The organism is Ralstonia sp. 22086, assembly GCF_052045975.1.
In the GTDB taxonomy this organism is placed as follows: Bacteria; Pseudomonadota; Gammaproteobacteria; order Burkholderiales; family Burkholderiaceae; genus Ralstonia; species Ralstonia wenshanensis.
Genome location: NZ_JBQEPZ010000004.1, coordinates 548,106 through 565,144 on the forward strand (window position 1 = coordinate 548,106; position 17,039 = coordinate 565,144).

Consider the following 17,039-nt stretch of genomic DNA (forward strand, 5'->3'; position numbering starts at 1 on the left):
GGGTTCGGTCTCCGCGCGGGCGCGCGGGCCCGTGCGGACGGCGGTGGTGAGTGTCATCGGCATGGCGAGCCCTTCCCTTTCAACGTTACTGACCTTGCTTCGAGCTACCGGGGTAGGAATTCCCGGTGGTCGTTGCGGCCTCATTGCCTCCGGCCTGCACGCCCGAGTGCGACATGTCGCCCGCGCTGTTGGCACCGCCCGGCACGGTCGAATTCGATTTCGATTTCTTGTGATGGCGATGCTTCTTGTGCATCGGCTTGCTGGTGTCGTTGCCGCTCCCTGCGGCGGGGGCCGCCTCGCTGCCGGGCATCGCTGTATTGGCCGTGCGGTCGGCAGTCGAAGACGGCGGTTCGGTGCGCTTGCCCGGCGCCTTGGTGGGGTTGCTGGATTCCTGGTTGTCGACCGGTGCGGTCGTCGTCTGGGCGACGGCCGTGCCGATGCCAAGCCCGACGATGGCGCTGGCGAGGGCAGCGGTCAGGAAACGTGTTCGCATGTGGTTTCTCCTGGGATGTGATGCGCGGTAAGAAGGCAGATGGAAGCGCACTGCGGCGCGTCTCCCGCCCTCCAGCGCAGCAACGCATGTACCTGCGGTGCCACCCCTCTGCGTCTGCCGGCCCACTCTGCAACCACCTCCTGTGCTGTCATGTGCCGGCAACAATGCGCATATAAAAACGACATGACCATGTAGAAACGGCGTGCCAGCCGCCCGTAAAGCCTTGTGGCGACTGGCTTTGTTGACATGGCATACCCTTTGCATCGATGCGGTGACCGGTCGACGGAAATGTCGACGCCCACTCACCAAAGGAGGCAAGGCGAATGGTCAAGGCCGCTCTGGAAATGCGTGCGAAGCAGCATCTCGCGCTCACGCCGCGACTGCAGCAATCCGTCAAGCTGCTGCAGTTGTCTGCAACCGAATTTGCGCAGGAAATGCAAGAAGCGCTCGCAAGCAATCCGTTCCTGGAAGAGGTCGAGCAAGAAGCGGGGGCGCAGCCCGATGCGGCACGCACCGGCGACATTGCCATTGCGCCCGATCTCGACGGCGCCGCGGCTGACCACACGCCTGTAGACGATGCCCCGCTGGAAACCACCACCAGCGCCATTGAAACCGACGCGACGCTGGCCGCATCGGAAGATTTCCCGACCGACTTCAGCACCTACTACAGCCACGGCGGCGCCCACCATGGCGACGGTGAAGACAGCGACATCGGCGAATGGGTGCACTCCACGCCGAGCTTGCGCGAACACCTGCATCAGGAGTTGCGCAGCTATCGCCTGTCCGAGCGCGACTGCCTCCTCGCACAGACGCTGATTGAAGCGCTGGACGACGACGGTTACCTGCGCCAGTTGCTCTCCGAGCTGATTCCACTCGCGCCGGTGGAGCCGCCGCCCACCGAAAAGGAGATGCAGATTGCGCTGGCGCTCGTGCAGAGCCTGGACCCGCCGGGCGTGGCTGCGCGTGATCTGGCGGAGTGCCTGCGCCTGCAGATCGAAGCCCGCCCCGCCGACACCGAAGCCGAAGAACGCATCCAGGAGATCGCGCAAGACATCGTGCGCAGCCACCTGCCCCGATTGGCCAAGCGCGAATTCACGCAGATGCGTCGCGCGCTCGCCTGTACCGAAGAGGAGTTGCGCGACGCCTGCGCACTGATCCGCATGCTGGACCCGCGCCCGGGGCTGCGCTTTTCGCAGGCCCATGCGGGCTACATCGTGCCGGACGTGATCGTCACCAAGATCAAGGGCAAGTGGGTTGCCCTGACGAACCCGGCGGTGGCGCCGTGCGCGCGCGTCAACAAGGTCTACGCAGAGCTGTTTGCCCAGACACGGGGCCACAATCGCACGCCGCTGGCGCACCAACTGCAGGAAGCACGCTGGCTGATCCGCAATGCGCAACAACGCTTTGCCACGATCCAGCGCGTGGCCGAGGCGATCGTCGCGCACCAGAAGCACTTCCTGGAATACGGGGAGGTGGCCATGAAGCCGTTGGTGCTGCGTGACGTGGCTGAAGAGCTGGGACTGCACGAATCGACCATCTCGCGCGCCACGGGCAACAAGTACATGGCCACGCCGCGCGGCATCTTCGAGTTCAAGTACTTCTTCTCGCGCCAACTGGCCACCGACACCGGCGGCGCATGCTCGGCCGCTTCGGTGCGGGCATTGCTCAAGGAGATGATCGAAGCCGAAGATTCGGACGCGCCGCTCTCCGATGTATCGCTCGCCAAGATGCTGGCCGAGCAGGGCGTGATCGTTGCGCGCCGCACCGTGGCCAAGTATCGCGGGCTGATGCGCATTGCGCCGGCCGAAATGCGGCGCCAGGTCTGACGCGCCCGCCACCGACAGGAGCCCCGTGCGCAAGCTTCCCACCGATCAGGACTCGCCACACCGCGTCGACGATGCGATGACCGCGTCATTGCATCTGGCGGACGTGACGATGTTCTGGGCGGCGGAAAGCGGTGGCGTCAAACGCTACCTGCGCGCCAAGCACGACTTCCTGCGCTCCACGCACTGGCGGCACACGCTGGTCGTGCCGGGTACGGCGGACGACGCGAGCAACGAGATCGCCGTGGTACCAGGCGTGCCGCTGCCCCTGTCGCATGGTTATCGCATTCCGTTGCGGACCGGGCCGGCCATGCGGGCGCTGTGTGCGCTGTCGCCGGATCTGATTGAAGCCGGCGATCCCTATCGGCTGTCGTGGGCGGCGGTGCAGGCTGGCGCGCAACTGCAGGTGCCGGTAGCGGCCTTCTATCACTCCGATCTGCCCGCGTTCTTCCGCCGGCTGGGCGGACCGCCCGCAGAGCTGGCCGCAGCGGCGTACGCCCGCAAGCTGTATCCGCACTTCGATACGGTGTTCGTGCCCAGCCGCTACATCGCGCAGAAAGTGGCTGACCTGGGCGTCCAACGCATTGAACTGCAACCGCTGGGCGTGGACACGCGCCTGTTCCACCCAGCGCGGCGCTCGCTGCGTTGGCGCGAACAGCTTGACCTGCCGCGCGATGCGCGCGTGCTGCTGTACGTCGGCCGCTATGCACCCGAGAAAAATCTGCACGTGCTGTGTGATGCAGTGGACAAGCTCGACGACGGCAGCGTGCTCGTCACCATCGGTTCGGGTCCGACACCGCCACGTGGCAAGCACGTGCGCGCGCTCGCTTATGAAGGCGATCCGCAGCACCTGGCCGCGGCCATGGCGAGTGCCGATGCGTTTGTGCACGCGGGCGATCAGGAAACATTTGGCCTCGTCGCGCTGGAAGCGATGGCCAGCGGCGTCCCGGTCGTCACCTGCGCGGCCGGCGGCTTGAGCGAGCTGGTGAACGAGCGCGTGGGCTATGCCGTGCCGCGTTGCCGCGCCGACGATTTCGCACAGGCGCTTCAGGCGCTGCGCCAACGCGATCCGGTGGAACTGGCGCACGCGGCGCGACGCCACGCCATGCGGTACGACTGGCGGGCCGTGCTGCCGCAACTGATGCAACGCTATCTGATGCTGCTGGGCCGACAAACCGGCACCACTGCGGAAACCACCACCCCACAACCGGCTCGCGAGCGCGTGCGTGCATCGCGCGGCCGGTAGCCCTGACCGATCCTGTTCATCATGTCGCGCCATCTCATTCTTGCCATGCACGATGTCACGCCGGCCACCTGGCCTGCGTGCAAGGTGTTGCTCTCCGCGTTGGATGAGGTGGCGCGCGTACCAAAGTCTCTGCTGGTCATTCCGAACTTTTATCGCGGCCCCACCGCACGCAGCAGCGAGCGCTTCTGCCGCGTCATGAGCGAATGCCTGGCCGAGGGCGATGAGCTTGTCCTGCACGGCTATGCGCACCTGGACGACCAGCCCCCCGGCGGCATGATCGACCAGTTGATCCGCACGCGCTATACCGCCGGCGAAGGCGAATTCTCTGCGATTCCGCGGGCAGCGGCGCGTGCCCGCATTGAAGCCGGCGCCGCATGGTTTGCCGCCAACGGTTGGCCGCTACACGGCTTCGTCGCCCCGGCGTGGCTGATGAACCCAGCCACCTGGGAGGCGCTCGACGGACTGCCGCTGCGCTATACGACCACGCTGCAGCGTTTCTTTTTGCTGCACCCCCGGCGCCCGCTGAAGGCGCCGTGTCTGACATACAGCGTGCGTTCGCCGGCGCGCCGGCTGGTGTCGCGGTATTACCTGCGCTGGCTGGCGCAGCAACACGCAGAGGCACCACTGGTGCGCCTTGGCCTGCATCCGGCCGACGCGGCGCATCCGGACGTCATTCGTCATTGGCAAGAGCTGCTCGCCGCGTGCCTGGAGACGCGCACGCCCGTCACGAAGAACGGCTTTGCGCAGGTGCTGGCCCAGGCGTGGATGGGCGGCCCGGAAACCGCCGTTGCCGGGCACGCACAAACATCGTATTGAGCGCGGGCGCTAAAACAACCACACCGACAATCCGCCGATCAACATTCCGAGGCCTGCACCCGCCAGCACGTCGCTCGGATAGTGCAGACCAAGCACGACGCGAGAGACGGCGACCGTGAGCGTGAACGGCACGAGCGCCAGTGCCATGCGCGGGTAATACGCCGCCATCACGATGCTGAACGACACCGCATGCAGCGTGTGGCCCGATGGAAAGCTGAACTGATCGAGCACGCGCCCGCACAGGTGGATCTCTTCGCACGAGAGGTAGGGCCGAGGCCGGCACACGCCGCGCTTGAGCAGGATGTAGATGACCAGCGAGAGCAGCCCTGTCAGGCCCATCTGCTTGGCGCATTCCCAGCCGGTGTCACCGCCCACCACGGGCAACGCCGCCATCAACGCATACCAAAGCATGCCGTCGCCAAGGCGACTGACACCACGATAGAAGCGCATGGCCGACGCATCGCCCGCCACGTGGTTGAGCGCCACGGCGAGCTGCCGATCGCGCTCGCGCCAGCGCTTCCAGTCAGGCCAGGCGTGGGTCGCCATGGTAGGCCTCCCCGCTGGTGGCAGCGTCGTGCACGGCGATGAGCGCGGCTTCAAAGCGCTCGAGCACGCGCGGCCAATCCAGCGCCTGCGCAGTCAACCGCGCCGCTTGGCCCAGGCGCTGCCGCAAGCCGGCATTGGTGGCGAGTACGACGGCCGCCTGCGTGAACGACGCGGCATCGCCGACAGGCGCAAGCCAGCCGTTCTCGTGGCTGCGCACGTGCATGCCGGCCGCGGCAGTATCGAACGCCACCACGGGCAAGCCGCTGGCCATGGCCTCGACCACCACGTTGCCGAAGGTCTCGGTCAGGCTTGGGAAGAGAAACACGTCCGCCGATGCATAGTGCGCGGCCAATGCCTCGCCGTGCTGCGTGCCTGCAAAGATGGCATCGGGGCAACGACGGCGCAGCGCGTTGCGTTGTGGACCGTCGCCCACCATGACGAGGCGGGCCTCGGGAACGCGCTCGCGCACGGCATCAAATGCATCCAGCGCGACACCCAGGTTCTTTTCCAACGCAAGACGCCCCACCGTGAGCACGACCGGTGTGTCGGCACTGGCGCCCCATTGCGCACGCAACGCGTGACTGCGGTCTTGCGGCGTGAACCTGTGTGCGTCCACGCCCCGCGTACTGACGGTCAGGCGCTCAAAATCGAGGTCGCTTAACTGCCGCTGCAGCTCGCGCGTGGGAACGAAGGTGCGATCGGTGCGATTGTGAAAGGCGCGCAGATAGGCGCGCACCAGCGTTACGGCCCCATCCCACGCGTAGTGGCGGCCGTACTCGTCAAAGCGCGTTCTGAAATCCGAAGTCACGGGCACGCCAAGTTGCCGCGCAGCCCGAATGGCCGACCAGCCCAACGGCCCTTCCGTGGCGACATGCACCAGGTCGGGTCGATAGACGCCCCACGCGCGAAGCAGGCGCCGCCGTGCGGGCAAGCCCATGCGCAAATCCGGATACAGCGGAATCGGCACGCCACGAACACGCAACGTTTCGTCCGCCAACGCAGGCTGGCCGGCGTCGATGGCGCCCTGGCGCGGGCGCACGACCATCACGTCATGCCCGCGCGCCTGCAAAAATGCCACGGTGCGCGCGGCAGTGAGCGACACGCCGTTGAGTTCCGGCGGCCAGGTTTCGGTCACATAGGCAATGCGCATGGGCCGATCAACCTTTGTGTTCGTCGCGGCTGCGCGAAGGGCCACCTGCGTGGCCCCGCTTGTCAGCAAGGTCGTCTGCGCTGCGGTTGGCGACTTGGCGATCGCTGTCGTTGCGGTTGGCCGCATGGCGTTCTCGCACGACGCGTTCTACGCCCGGGGTGTTGTGCAGATCAGTGTCGAGCTGGCCGCTTTCGATGTCGCGCGCGGCCTGCTCGACATCGCTGCGCGGGGCGGAACGTTGCTCTTCAAGTTGCTGGTCGCGCTCGTGCGGGAGCCGATCTTCCGAGCCCGACTCCGACTTGCCTTGCTCGGGCTTGCCGAGCATCTTGTCGATGTTTTCAGCGTTTCGGCCCGCCCCTGGCGCACGCGGCGGTGTCGTACCTGCCGGCCGTTCGCTGCGCTGATGCGGGCCACGTAAGGTGGGGCGTAGTCGGTTCATGGCGCCCTCCTGCGGACGTGATCTGATTGCCTTGCGCACCGCAACCGACGTGCCCACAGCGCACGCATACCACATGCAATCGACAAGACCCGCACCACTACTGCACAACAACGCGACGTCAACGATACAACCTGCCGACGCATGCGCTGGCGTCGAGACGTGATCGTTGCGTAAGCGTTACATGCACGCTTGTAACGCTTGCTGCGCAAGGTGACGCTTGTGCAATCAGCGGAGAAGCCGCACGCGCTCCGAGCGACGTGTCGGGCGGCCGCGCAGTCGGTCCAGCAACCGCTGCGACACGCCGGCGGGCGCATCGGTGGTGCCGAGCAGCGTACCGAGCGGACGCAGCCGATCGACGTGATCACATACCACCTTGATCATCGCCGTGATCGACGTCCCCAGCAGCAACCCCCATAGGCCCCACAGCCAGCCCCACAGCAGCAGGCCGATGTAGACCACGCACGGATCGAGCTTGGACGCCCGGCTCTGCAGCCACGTCACGAGCAGCGTGCCGACCAGCGTGGCCAGCAGCAGCGTGACGCCTGCCACGACAAGCGCATCTGACCACGCGCCCATCTGCAGGTATGCGCCAATGCCGCTGGCCACGGCAATCACCACCGAACCGAGATACGGCACGAAATGGAGCACGGCGGTCGCGAGCCCCCAGACCGCCGCGTCTTCCATACCGAGCAGCACAAAGGCCACGGTGGTCAGTACCCCCAGCACAATGTTGGTGGCAAACAGCACCAGTAGCGAATACTGGATCTGTGTGCCGATGACCGCCATCATGCGCACCGCGCGCTTTTTCTCGCTCAGCGTGTTGCCCACCGCGCGCACCCATTTGCGCTTGAGCGCCTGGCCAGACGCAAGCAGGAAGTAGACGAGAAACGAGACCACGACGAGTTGGCCCGCCAGCGCGAAGAGGTTGGCTGAGCCCGTCCACAGGAACTCGCGCAATGGCAGGACGGGCTGTGCGGCCGCCTGATCAGCAGGTGCAGCAGCTGCAGGCGAGCGCTTGGCAGGCGCCGGTGCCGGCTTGCCCTGCACGCCTTCGGCGGCGTGCTCGAGCGCGACGGTCACCTCGCGCATCTTGTCGAATGCGCCGCCCATGTGCCCGCGCATACCATCGACGGCTTCTGCCATGCGCTCCGCGGCCAACGGCAGCCGGGCCGCCATGGCAGAGACGCCGTCTTGCATTCCGAAAACCAGCACTGCACCGGCAATCCACAGACCGAGCACCACGATGGCCGCTGCAATGGGGCGCGGCACATAGCAACGCCGCAACCACACGACCACCGGGTTCAGCGCAAACGCGAGCACCACGCCAAGGGTGAACGGCACCAGAAACGCCCGTGCCCATTGCAGAAATACCAGGGTGCCACCAATGGCCACCAGCACCATCGCCACGCGCCAAGCCGGCTGCCGCAGCCCGTCGAGAAGGCTGCCGTGCAAGGGTTCCGGCTGCGGGGGAGGCGGTGTGAGTTCAGCTGGCATGGCAGAGAAAGTGGTTCACCGTTCTCTGCGCAAAAATTGTGCCTTGGTGCGCCTATGAAGGCGTGGAAGCAGGCATGGCAAGCATGCGCAACGTGCGCACCAAATCGTACGGCGACACGGGCTTGATCAGGTGTTCCTGAAAACCCGTGGCCAACGCCTGCGCACGATCGTGCGGCTGTGCAAATGCAGTCAGCGCAATGGCGGCCATCGGCGCAGTACCTGCCGGCAGATGCTCGTGTTCCCATGCACGAATTCTCTGCAGGATCGCGTAGCCGTCTTCATCGGGCAACGCGATGTCGCACACCACCGCCTGCGGGCGACCTGCTTCGCCCCGCGCGCTCCAGGCGTCGAGCAGCGCCATCGTTTCGTGGCCGGAGCCCACGCTGCCGACTTCCGCACCGACTTGCGTGAGCAGTGTGGCCAGCGCGTCGCGGGCATCGTGCTGATCGTCGACCAGCAGCACGCGCAGGCCCGCCAGCGAGGGCAATGGCCCGGTGCGATCGGGGTCGTCAGCCAGCGGCGTGATCAGATCGGCGCCAGCATGCAGCGGCAGATATACGGTGAAGGTGGTGCCTTGCTGTTCACCCTCACTGCGCGCATACACGCGCCCGCCATGCAGTTCGGTCAGGCGCTTGACCAACGCCAGACCCAGTCCGAGGCCGCCCGTGCGCCGCGTGTGCGCGCCGTCAGCCTGGCGAAATGGATCAAACAGGTACGGCAGGAACGCCGGCGCAATCCCGCGGCCGTTATCGCGCACGACAATGCGCGCCACCTCGCCCAGCAGATCGGCTGACAGCCAGACCTCGCCACCTTCCTGCGTGAACTTGATGGCGTTGGTCAGCAGGTTCCACACAATCTGCTCGACCCGATCGGCATCGCCGTCAATCTCGTGATCGTTCAGTTCGATGGTGGTGTGCAGGGTGATGTGGCGTTCGGCTGCCAGCGTGTGCACGCTGTTGAGCGCGCTCTCCAGCGCCGCGCGTAGCACGAATGGCTCGCGTGTCAGGCGCAGCTTTCCGCTCATCACGCGCGTGGCGTCCAGCAGGTCTTCGATCAAGCGCACCTGCTGCTCGACGCCGGTCTTGATACCGGCGAGCGCGCGCTGCATGAGCGGCGCACCGCCTGCGATCTGGCTCTCCAGCACATACGCCCAGTTCTGGATGCCATTGAGCGGCGAGCGCAGTTCGTGCGACACCACCGCCAGGAACTGATCCCGCGCCAGCGCTGCGGCCTCCGCTTGTGCACGCGCGGCTTGTTCGCGCAACAACAAGGCATCGCGCTCGCGCTCGGCCTCGGTACGTTCGGTCACGTCGTAAATGATGAGCAGCGCCGATTCCATCGCACCATTCCGGTCGGCTTCCGGAATGACACGCGCGTTGTAGTGCGCAATGCGCGGGCGTCCGTCCCGCACGTCCAGATGCAATGCAAGCGTCTGTTCAGCGCCCAAGGCGAAGGCGCGGCGCGCGGCGTCCTCCAGCGGGCACGTGACCTCGGCGGAAAGGGGCGATGCAGCCAGCGTCTTTCCGATCAGCCCGGCAGGCGTCACACCAAAGGCTTCGGTGACGGCGCGGTTGACATACACGCAGCGCAGTTCGCGATCGAGCCGCGCAATCACGTCGGGCGCGTTCTCGACCAGCGTGACGAACTCGCGCTGATGGCGAAAGCGCTCGTGCTCGGCCTCCTTGCGCTCGGTGATGTCTTCCACCACGCAAACGAGCGCCTGCACGCTGCCGTCCGGACCATGCTGCGGCGAATACGCGGCATGCACGAAGCGGCGGCCAACATCGGCCGGGTACGACAGCTCCATTTCGAATTCGACGCGCTGCCCAGCGAATGCATCGCTCAGGTATGGCAGGACGCGCGCATATGCCGCCTCGCCCATCAGTTCGCGCAGATGGCGCCCCAGCACGTCTTCGTGCCGAGCGCCAAAGCGCTCTGCATAGGCGCGGTTTGCAAAGCGCACGCGGTGCTCGGGGTCGATCTGCACAAGCGGAAACGGCACGCTTTCGGTCAGCCATTGCAGCTGGAATTCCGACTCGGCGAGCACCGCCAAGGTCTGCTGGCCCTGCGTCACGTCTTCGACCACGCCGACGGCATGAGCGGATGCACCGTCGAGGCTTGGCATGAGGTAGCCGCGCTCCCGAACGCGGTATTCGCGCGTTTGCCCGTCGTCGGGACCGAGCCAGCGGTATTCGAGGACGAACTCCTGCCCCCGCGCCAAGCCCTCCCAGGCGGCACGCAGGGCCATATGGTCATCCGGATGCACATGGACGAGCCAGCGGTCGCGGATACCGCACAACGAATCGGGCTGCACGCCCCACGTCTGCGCCCCGGCGCTCACGTGCAGACGCGTACCCGTCAACGGATCGTCTACCCAGAACACATCAACCTGCTTCCTGGCGGCCAGTGCAGCACGCGTCTCGCGCGCTGCGCGCACGGGTGCCGACCAGCCCGTTACGGATTCACTCATTGCGCCCTTCGCTAGCAGTTTTCATTCCCGGCAGGCGCCGCCCAAAAAAATGCGGTGCCGCAGCACCGCATCATAGGGCGTGGAACGACGTTACTGCGAGGGCAATTCAGAGGCCGTCTGCGAAGCGCCGTTAGCCTGTGCCACCAGCACACGAATCGCGTTCGGTGTAACCGCGCCAACACCCCCTGCCGGCAGCGTGGTGATCAGCCAGTCGGCGTTGTTGGCCAGGCTGAACGGCTGCGAGGTGAAGATGATGTTTTTCGTTCCCGCCGTCGCCACGCGCACCTGGTACGTGCCGCCATCGACGTAGATCGAATCCTGCGTGCTGGCCGGCGCAGCGCCGCCATACGCAGCACCGCTCATCGTCGGCGCAATGGCGGAAAGATCCACATTCGGCGCGGTCACGTACACGTCGACGTTGGGGGCGTTGTACGAAGCGTTGAAGGTGCGCACGCGCGCCTTGTCCGACAGGATCGACTTGTTGTACGGATCATCGATCAGTGCCAGGCTCGTCGCCGAACCGTTGGCGGCCACGATGGCCAGCGCCGTATAGCGGTGGCCGTTTGCGGGCGTGAAGCCGGTCGAGGCCAGCGGCGTGCTGCTGCCCGTGTTCGACACCGTGCCCGTGCTGGCCGTCGCGTCGATGCCGAAATAGTTGCTGACGTTCTTGAAGCCCACATTGGTGATCTTCGTGGTGCCGTTCACCCCAAAGTCAACGTTGCCGATGAACGGGTTGGCGTGCACCGTGCGGTATTGCGGCGAACTGGTGCCGATGATCTGCCCGATGTCGTCGTCACCGCCGCCGCATCCGGCAAGCACGCCCAACGAACCCAGCGCCAGCACGGCGACGATCTTCCTGATCTGTATCTTCATCTTGCACCTCGGAGGGAGAGTCCTTTCATGAATCGGGCCGCAACCATCGCACGCCCATGTCCGTTGTTGTCAACTTGTGGAGCCGAAGATAAACGCGCACATTCCGCGCGCCTATCGAACCGGTTCCGATCGTTTTGTCGGATGCGTCCGACATACGAAGCGACGTTCCCGCATTGAGCACGGCGCGTGCCCATCGCAGTTGAATGACCACTCCAATCAGGTCTCGCGGCCTGGGCGTGAATGCGGATCGCTATACTTGCGCGATCTGTTTTGCCTTCGTGCCTCACACACGCTTCGCATGCTCGAACCACGCCCGGCTGATGCCGTGCCCCTTCCCGATAACGCCGCTTCCCAGGCCGATCTGCAGGCTTTCGCGCAAGAGCGCGAACGCGTGCAGGCGTGGCTCGCTGCGCGCGCTTCTGGCGCCCGTGCGGTGAGTGCTTCCACGCTCTCGCAGTACCGCGTAGAAGCGGAGCGCGTGTGCTGGTACGCGCGCACATTCGGTAAGCCGATCGCAAGCTGGCAGCGCGACGACGCGTCGGCCTATTTGCGCTTTTTGCAAGAACCGCCTGCATGGGCGATCAGTGCGCGCGGCATCGAACGCGACGATGCCAACTGGACGCCGCTGCGCGGCCCGCTCTCGGCACGTTCCACTCGGCAGAGCAGCGTCATCGCGGCGAATCTCTGCGGCTGGCTGCAGCGCACGGGTTATCTGCGCGCGAATCCATTTCTCGATGACGATGCGATCGTCATTACCGTGCCGGCGCCAAGCGCGCCTGCACCCAAATCCGTCGGGGCATCCGAATCGGACTCGGCACTGAGCGCATCCGACATGGCATTGATGATCGATGCCGTGCGTGCGCGTGTCGCCTTGGGCCGTGAAGCGCGCTTGCGCCAGGCGCGCGATCACTTCCTCGCCGTGCTGCTCGCACAGGCGGGGATACGTGTATCGGAGCTGGTGTCCGCCCGCATGGGCGACGTGGCGCTGCACGCCGTGCCGACCGGCCACGCGACATCCGACGCACTCTTGCCCGCGTCGGTCTGGCTGCTGGCGATCGGCACAGGCCGCTCGCAGCGCTGGCTGCCATGCGATGCGTTGATGTCTGCGCTGCGCGAGTACCGCACAGCCTTTGGCCTGTCGCCGCTGCCGTTGCCGAATGAAGCTACGCCGCTGCTGCTGTCGGTGCGCAAGCGATCGCCACGACGCGCAGACGGCACCATCATCGACTCCCCCGCCCTGCGCCGCGACTTCGGCGAGCGCAAGGGCATCGCCTCGCGTTCGCAACTGCTGCTCATCGTCAAGGCCATGCTCGGTGAAGCGGCTGAGTACGCTCGTGGCCTGGGCCACGCCGACGCGGCAGTACGCCTGGCGAATGCCTCGTTGCGCGGCGTGCGCGGGGCTCACTTGCGCGAGCGGCTTGCCGCTGGCGAAGCCGCCGCCGACATCGCCCATGCGCTCGGTCTTACCGCCCTGCCGAGTGCTTCCGTGCGTGCGCGCGAAGCCGATCTGGCCGCCAGCATTGCTGACGCTGCGCGCAAACTGGCCCTGCCGTCCGCCTGACATTCCTCCACACATCGCGCAGAAACGGGTACGCACCGTCTGCGCAGATGCCGTATTCACGCATTGTCGAAATCAATTGTCGGCGCGATTTGCGCGACAGTTGTCGCTTACCTCGTCCGCAGAATTGGGTACGCTTCGCCGCCAAATTGTCGACGGCGGCACGCAGAAACGGGTACGCTCGGCCCCGAAATCGCACGCAGAAACGGGTACGCTTTGACTCAAATGCTCCAAAAAAAAAAACGCGGACCCGAGAGTCCGCGTTCATTGTGTGTTGCTTGAAGACCCTGGCGCTCAGTGCCCGCCCGACAGATAGAAGAAGCGGAACAGGAACACCGCCGAGATGATCCACACGATGATCGGCACTTCGCGCATGCGGCCCGTGAACAGCTTCAGCCCCGAGTACGTGATGAAGCCGAACGCGACGCCGTTGGCGATGGAATACGTGAACGGCATCATCAGCGCTGTCAGCACGGCCGGCACGGCTTCGGTGGTGTCTTCCCAGTTCAGATCCACCAGTTCGCGCAACATCAGGCACGACACATACAGCAGCGCGGGCGCCGTCGCGTAAGCCGGCACCACGCCAGCCAGCGGCGAGAAGAACAGGCATAGCAGGAACAGCACCGCCACCGTCAGCGCGGTCAGCCCTGTCCGGCCACCGGCCTGCACACCCGAAGCGCTTTCGATATAGGCGGTGGTCGACGACGTGCCCAGCAGGGAGCCCGCCATGATGGCCGTGCTGTCGGCCAGCAACGCCTTGTTCAGACGGTCCATCTTGCCCTGCTTGAGCAGGCCCGCGCGGTTGGCCACGCCCATCAGCGTGCCGGTCGCGTCAAACAGCTCCACCAGGAAGAACACCAGCACCACGTTCAGGATGCCGACCGATAGCGCACCCATGATGTCGAGCTGCATCAGCGTGGGCGCGAGCGACGGCGGCATCGACACCACACCGTGGAAGGTATTGCCCGCAAAGAAGAAGCTCGCTGCCGTCACGGCCAGAATGCCGATCAGGATGGCGCCCTTCACGCGCAGGTGGTCCAGCGCCACGATCACGAAGAAGCCGATCACCGCCAGGATGACGGAAGGCTGGTGCACATCGCCCAGCGTCACGAGCGTCGCCGGATTCCCGACGATCAGCCCCGCGCCCCGCAGCGACACGATGCCCAGGAACAGCCCGATACCCGCCGTGATCGCCACGCGAATCGAATGCGGAATCCCGTTGACGATCATCTCGCGGATGCGGAACACGCTCACGAGCAGGAACAGGCAGCCGGAAATGAACACCGCGCCCAGTGCCGCCTGCCACGTAAAGCCCATGCCCTTGACCACCGCGTACGCAAAGTAGGCGTTCAGGCCCATGCCCGGCGCCATCGCGATCGGGTAGTTCGCGTACATCCCCATGATGACGGTGCCGATTGCCGCGGCAATGCAGGTGGCAACAAACACCGCGTCGTGCGGCATGCCTGCGTCAGCCAGGATGTTCGGGTTGACGAAGATGATGTACGCCATGGTGAGGAACGTCGTCAGCCCGGCAAGCACTTCCGTGCGGACGTCGGTCTGGTGTTCCTCGAGCTTGAAGGTGCGCGCGAGCCAGGTCATTCAGGTTGTCTCCTCTTGTTGTGAAGTGTCATGGCTGGCCGACGCCGTCCTGCGCCTGGCTCCCCCGATGCACGCCCACCATGGGGCGAGGCTACTCTTAGCAAGATTCCGGCGCCCCAAGGCGGCGCGTACGAAATGCCGTTCATGCGAATCGAATGATGGAAAACGCGCCGGCCAAGTGCCAGCCCGGTGCGCGGGATGCGCATGATGCCCGAAACGCCGGGCGTGTGCACATCGCCTGGCGAGCCCTATCGCCCAGGCAGCGCAGGACACGACTCCACCGACAAACCGTACCCGTTTCTGCGAAGGCCCGATGCTACGCGGCCTGCGTGGCGACGGGCGTACCCGTTTCTGCGCTTGTCTGCGCAGAAACGGGTACGAATTTCCACGAATACAGAGGGCGTACTGACAGGTAAAGGCGTACCTGTTTCTGCGAGCCGTTGAAGTGCGACGCCGTACCCATTTCTGCGCATGGTCGCGTCCAAGGCTCCCTCCAAAGCGAACCCGTTTCTGCGGAAGAAGCCCGGCGCTGGCTGTACCCGTTTCTGCGCGGCCCTCCGCAGAAACGGGTACGCCTTATCTGCACGCCCCCTCGCCAAGCCCTTGGCCAATAAGGCTTTTTACCCGCAGAAACAGGTACGGCCGCTGGAACGTCTCGCCGCGAGACATTGCCAAACAGTCTGCCCTCGTCCAGGTTTCAGCGATGAAAGTTCAGGATTCATCCGTCTTAGGCAGCAGGCTTGATGATCAGCAGCTATATGCCGTTTTCTAGCCGCCACGCAGAAACGGGTACGCGTGGGTCCTATGCAGATGGTGCGAAGCGTGCGCTCGCTTTCAGCGAACAGCCAACGGTAACAAGCACCAAGAAATCGCCGGAATCGGCATGCGCGCAGATTTGGGTACGCCAACATGTGCCGAAATCCCCTTGATCCACGCAGAAACAGGTACGCTTCGACGACAAACAGGCTGAGCCGGTCTAAAAAATCGTCAAATCGGCCGCAGAAACGGGTACGCGCGTACGAAAACGCACCGAACGGCCTCGCCCAACCCCGGTTTTCTGTGGATAACACTGTGGACAACATGATGTTGTCCCCGCAGATTCCGGTACGCCCAATGCGCAGAAGCGGGTACGGTTTCGCGCAGAAGCGGGTACGCCGTCGCGCAGAATCTGGTTCGCGCGTTCGCAGAATCTGGTTCGGTTTACCCCTCTAAACCCAGCTCTGACAAGGCTTTACGGGCCGCGTATACGGTTTACCTGTAGTAAACGTAGAAGGTATATATAGCTTGTAGTGAGGAAAGGTCTTCCGTGGACAACCTTAACGGTTGCCCACCGATGCCCTTCCCGCGACAACGAGCGAAAATAAGAAAACGTACCCAATTCTGCGTGACAAGGCGAAGGCGTTTTAGTACAAAGGCTCTGAACAATTCTTGCCCACCATGGTCACCAAACGCCTTACACCCAATGGGAAACCGGCCGACGAGTCGCCCGGCCGCATCATCGTCCCCTCGGGAGGGCAAGTCATTGCCGCGCCGGAGAAGTTTCAGCGCCTGTTCGACGAAGCACAGGCGATGGAACGGGAAGACGCCTGGCAAAGCGGCGAGGTTGGCTTTCTCAGCCGCGCCAGCGTGCAGGTCACCCTCCCCTATCGCGCTCCAAAGGGGGCACCGCCAGTCTGGACGCGTTCCAGCGGCAACATTTCGCTGATGATCCAGCCGGGCTACTTCACGCAGCAGCGTTCTGAGCGGGCCAGCAATGGGCGGCAGCGCATCGTCTCCGAGACGGTCTCTTTCGGCTATCCCTATGGCTCGTATCCTCGGCTGATGCTGGCCTGGATCGGCAAGGAGATCATGGCCAAGAAGAAGCGCGGCGAATTCCAGGGCACGGTGGAAGACCGGCGCATTTCGCTGGGCAACTCGCTGTCCGAGTTCATGTACAACTTGGGCATCCCAATGGCCACCGGCGGTAAGCGTGGCACCATGACGCTGGTGCGCCAGCAGATGATCCGCCTGTTCTCTGCCACGATTGCCATCGTGCAGAACAAGTCGGCGCCCAGCAGCCAGAATCAGAACCAGGAACCACTGTCGATCGATCGCATCGGTTACCTGCTGGCCGATCAATTGTCGACGTGGTGGGATCCAATGCAGCCGGGCCAGGGCTCGATGTTTGAGAGCTTCGTGGTGCTGTCCGAACCGTTCTTCAACGAGCTCGTAAATCGTCCTGTGCCGGTGGATATGCGTGCGTTGAAGGCGCTCAAGCAATCGCCGTTTGCACTGGATGTGTATTCGTGGCTCACATACCGCTTCTTTACGATCCAGAAGCGTACGGAGATCCCTTGGGAAGCGCTGCAGATGCAATTCGGTACCGAGACCGAAAGCGAGCGGAAATTCCGTGCGTTGTTCCGCAAGGCGCTGAAGGACGTGCTGGTTGTCTATCCAGACGCGAAAGTCGATGCTGACTCGTCCAAGGCGCTGATTCTGCAGCCATCGCGTACCAGCGTGCGGAAGCTGGCCTGAAGCACGCAAAAGCGTTGG

Annotated in this window: 13 protein-coding genes; 5 read left to right on the forward strand and 8 right to left on the reverse strand. The window is 64.6% G+C overall.

Features of this window, described 5'->3' with window-relative positions:
• Positions 1-85 precede the first annotated feature (85 nt).
• The gene (locus ACTJK6_RS19820; RefSeq protein WP_440839925.1) at positions 86-493 is read right to left on the reverse strand and encodes a hypothetical protein; all 408 of its coding nucleotides are present in this window, start codon (positions 491-493) and stop codon (positions 86-88) included.
• Positions 494-816: 323 nt separating this feature from the next.
• Here ACTJK6_RS19820 and ACTJK6_RS19825 point away from each other — a divergent pair, with 323 nt between their 5' ends.
• The 3 genes from ACTJK6_RS19825 to ACTJK6_RS19835 are packed head-to-tail and all read left to right on the forward strand — an operon-like array spanning position 817 to position 4,378.
• Positions 817-2,319, forward strand: coding sequence for an RNA polymerase factor sigma-54 (locus ACTJK6_RS19825; RefSeq protein WP_232038826.1), 1,503 nt, complete (start codon positions 817-819; stop codon positions 2,317-2,319).
• A gap of 25 nt (positions 2,320-2,344) precedes the next feature.
• Positions 2,345-3,562, forward strand: a complete 1,218-nt coding sequence (locus ACTJK6_RS19830) for a glycosyltransferase (RefSeq protein ID WP_433868401.1) — start codon at positions 2,345-2,347, stop codon at positions 3,560-3,562.
• Positions 3,563-3,583: 21 nt separating this feature from the next.
• A complete protein-coding gene (locus ACTJK6_RS19835) occupies positions 3,584-4,378 on the forward strand; it encodes a DUF2334 domain-containing protein (RefSeq protein WP_440839926.1) in 795 nt (264 codons plus the stop codon).
• A gap of 9 nt (positions 4,379-4,387) precedes the next feature.
• Here the strand turns inward: ACTJK6_RS19835 and ACTJK6_RS19840 are convergent, their stop codons facing one another.
• The 6 genes from ACTJK6_RS19840 to ACTJK6_RS19865 form a co-directional block, all read right to left on the reverse strand.
• Positions 4,388-4,924 carry a phosphatase PAP2 family protein gene (locus ACTJK6_RS19840; RefSeq protein WP_260801105.1) on the reverse strand — a complete coding sequence of 179 codons (537 nt, stop codon included), beginning with the start codon at positions 4,922-4,924 and terminating at the stop codon, positions 4,388-4,390.
• A complete protein-coding gene (locus ACTJK6_RS19845; RefSeq protein ID WP_440839927.1) occupies positions 4,902-6,074 on the reverse strand; it encodes a glycosyltransferase family 4 protein in 1,173 nt (390 codons plus the stop codon). The genes ACTJK6_RS19840 and ACTJK6_RS19845 overlap by 23 nt, the downstream gene beginning before the upstream one ends.
• A 7-nt stretch (positions 6,075-6,081) precedes the next feature.
• On the reverse strand, positions 6,082-6,513 hold the full coding sequence (locus ACTJK6_RS19850; RefSeq protein ID WP_440477324.1) for a hypothetical protein: 432 nt from the start codon (positions 6,511-6,513) through the stop codon (positions 6,082-6,084).
• Between the two features lie 225 nt (positions 6,514-6,738).
• Positions 6,739-7,965: an AI-2E family transporter gene (locus tag ACTJK6_RS19855; protein WP_316869271.1), complete on the reverse strand. Its 1,227-nt coding sequence runs from the start codon at positions 7,963-7,965 to the stop codon at positions 6,739-6,741.
• A gap of 94 nt (positions 7,966-8,059) precedes the next feature.
• Positions 8,060-10,477 carry a PAS domain-containing protein gene (locus ACTJK6_RS19860; RefSeq protein ID WP_440839929.1) on the reverse strand — a complete coding sequence of 806 codons (2,418 nt, stop codon included), beginning with the start codon at positions 10,475-10,477 and terminating at the stop codon, positions 8,060-8,062.
• Between the two features lie 90 nt (positions 10,478-10,567).
• The gene (locus ACTJK6_RS19865) at positions 10,568-11,350 is read right to left on the reverse strand and encodes a DUF4397 domain-containing protein (RefSeq protein ID WP_260801110.1); all 783 of its coding nucleotides are present in this window, start codon (positions 11,348-11,350) and stop codon (positions 10,568-10,570) included.
• 298 nt (positions 11,351-11,648) lie between these two features.
• Here ACTJK6_RS19865 and ACTJK6_RS19870 point away from each other — a divergent pair, with 298 nt between their 5' ends.
• On the forward strand, positions 11,649-12,911 hold the full coding sequence (locus ACTJK6_RS19870; protein WP_440839930.1) for an integrase: 1,263 nt from the start codon (positions 11,649-11,651) through the stop codon (positions 12,909-12,911).
• A gap of 291 nt (positions 12,912-13,202) precedes the next feature.
• On the opposite strand, the gene ACTJK6_RS19875 is transcribed toward ACTJK6_RS19870, so the two are convergent.
• On the reverse strand, positions 13,203-14,507 hold the full coding sequence (locus ACTJK6_RS19875) for an NCS2 family permease (RefSeq protein ID WP_232038817.1): 1,305 nt from the start codon (positions 14,505-14,507) through the stop codon (positions 13,203-13,205).
• Between the two features lie 1,437 nt (positions 14,508-15,944).
• On the opposite strand from ACTJK6_RS19875, the gene ACTJK6_RS19880 reads away from it, so the two are divergent.
• On the forward strand, positions 15,945-17,021 hold the full coding sequence (locus ACTJK6_RS19880) for a replication protein RepA (RefSeq protein WP_045205615.1): 1,077 nt from the start codon (positions 15,945-15,947) through the stop codon (positions 17,019-17,021).
• Positions 17,022-17,039 lie beyond the last annotated feature (18 nt).

Bases quoted from the DNA above. Each gene is read 5' to 3' on its own strand.
- ACTJK6_RS19875 (WP_232038817.1), bottom strand. From the start codon at position 14,507: ATGACCTGGCTCGCGCGCACCTTCAAGCTCGAGGAACACCAGACCGAC.
- ACTJK6_RS19870 (WP_440839930.1), top strand. From the start codon at position 11,649: ATGCTCGAACCACGCCCGGCTGATGCCGTGCCCCTTCCCGATAACGCC.
- ACTJK6_RS19825 (WP_232038826.1), top strand. From the start codon at position 817: ATGGTCAAGGCCGCTCTGGAAATGCGTGCGAAGCAGCATCTCGCGCTC.
- ACTJK6_RS19865 (WP_260801110.1), bottom strand. From the start codon at position 11,350: ATGAAGATACAGATCAGGAAGATCGTCGCCGTGCTGGCGCTGGGTTCG.
- ACTJK6_RS19880 (WP_045205615.1), top strand. From the start codon at position 15,945: ATGGTCACCAAACGCCTTACACCCAATGGGAAACCGGCCGACGAGTCG.
- ACTJK6_RS19840 (WP_260801105.1), bottom strand. From the start codon at position 4,924: ATGGCGACCCACGCCTGGCCTGACTGGAAGCGCTGGCGCGAGCGCGAT.
- ACTJK6_RS19835 (WP_440839926.1), top strand. From the start codon at position 3,584: ATGTCGCGCCATCTCATTCTTGCCATGCACGATGTCACGCCGGCCACC.
- ACTJK6_RS19845 (WP_440839927.1), bottom strand. From the start codon at position 6,074: ATGCGCATTGCCTATGTGACCGAAACCTGGCCGCCGGAACTCAACGGC.
- ACTJK6_RS19820 (WP_440839925.1), bottom strand. From the start codon at position 493: ATGCGAACACGTTTCCTGACCGCTGCCCTCGCCAGCGCCATCGTCGGG.
- ACTJK6_RS19860 (WP_440839929.1), bottom strand. From the start codon at position 10,477: ATGAGTGAATCCGTAACGGGCTGGTCGGCACCCGTGCGCGCAGCGCGC.
- ACTJK6_RS19850 (WP_440477324.1), bottom strand. From the start codon at position 6,513: ATGAACCGACTACGCCCCACCTTACGTGGCCCGCATCAGCGCAGCGAA.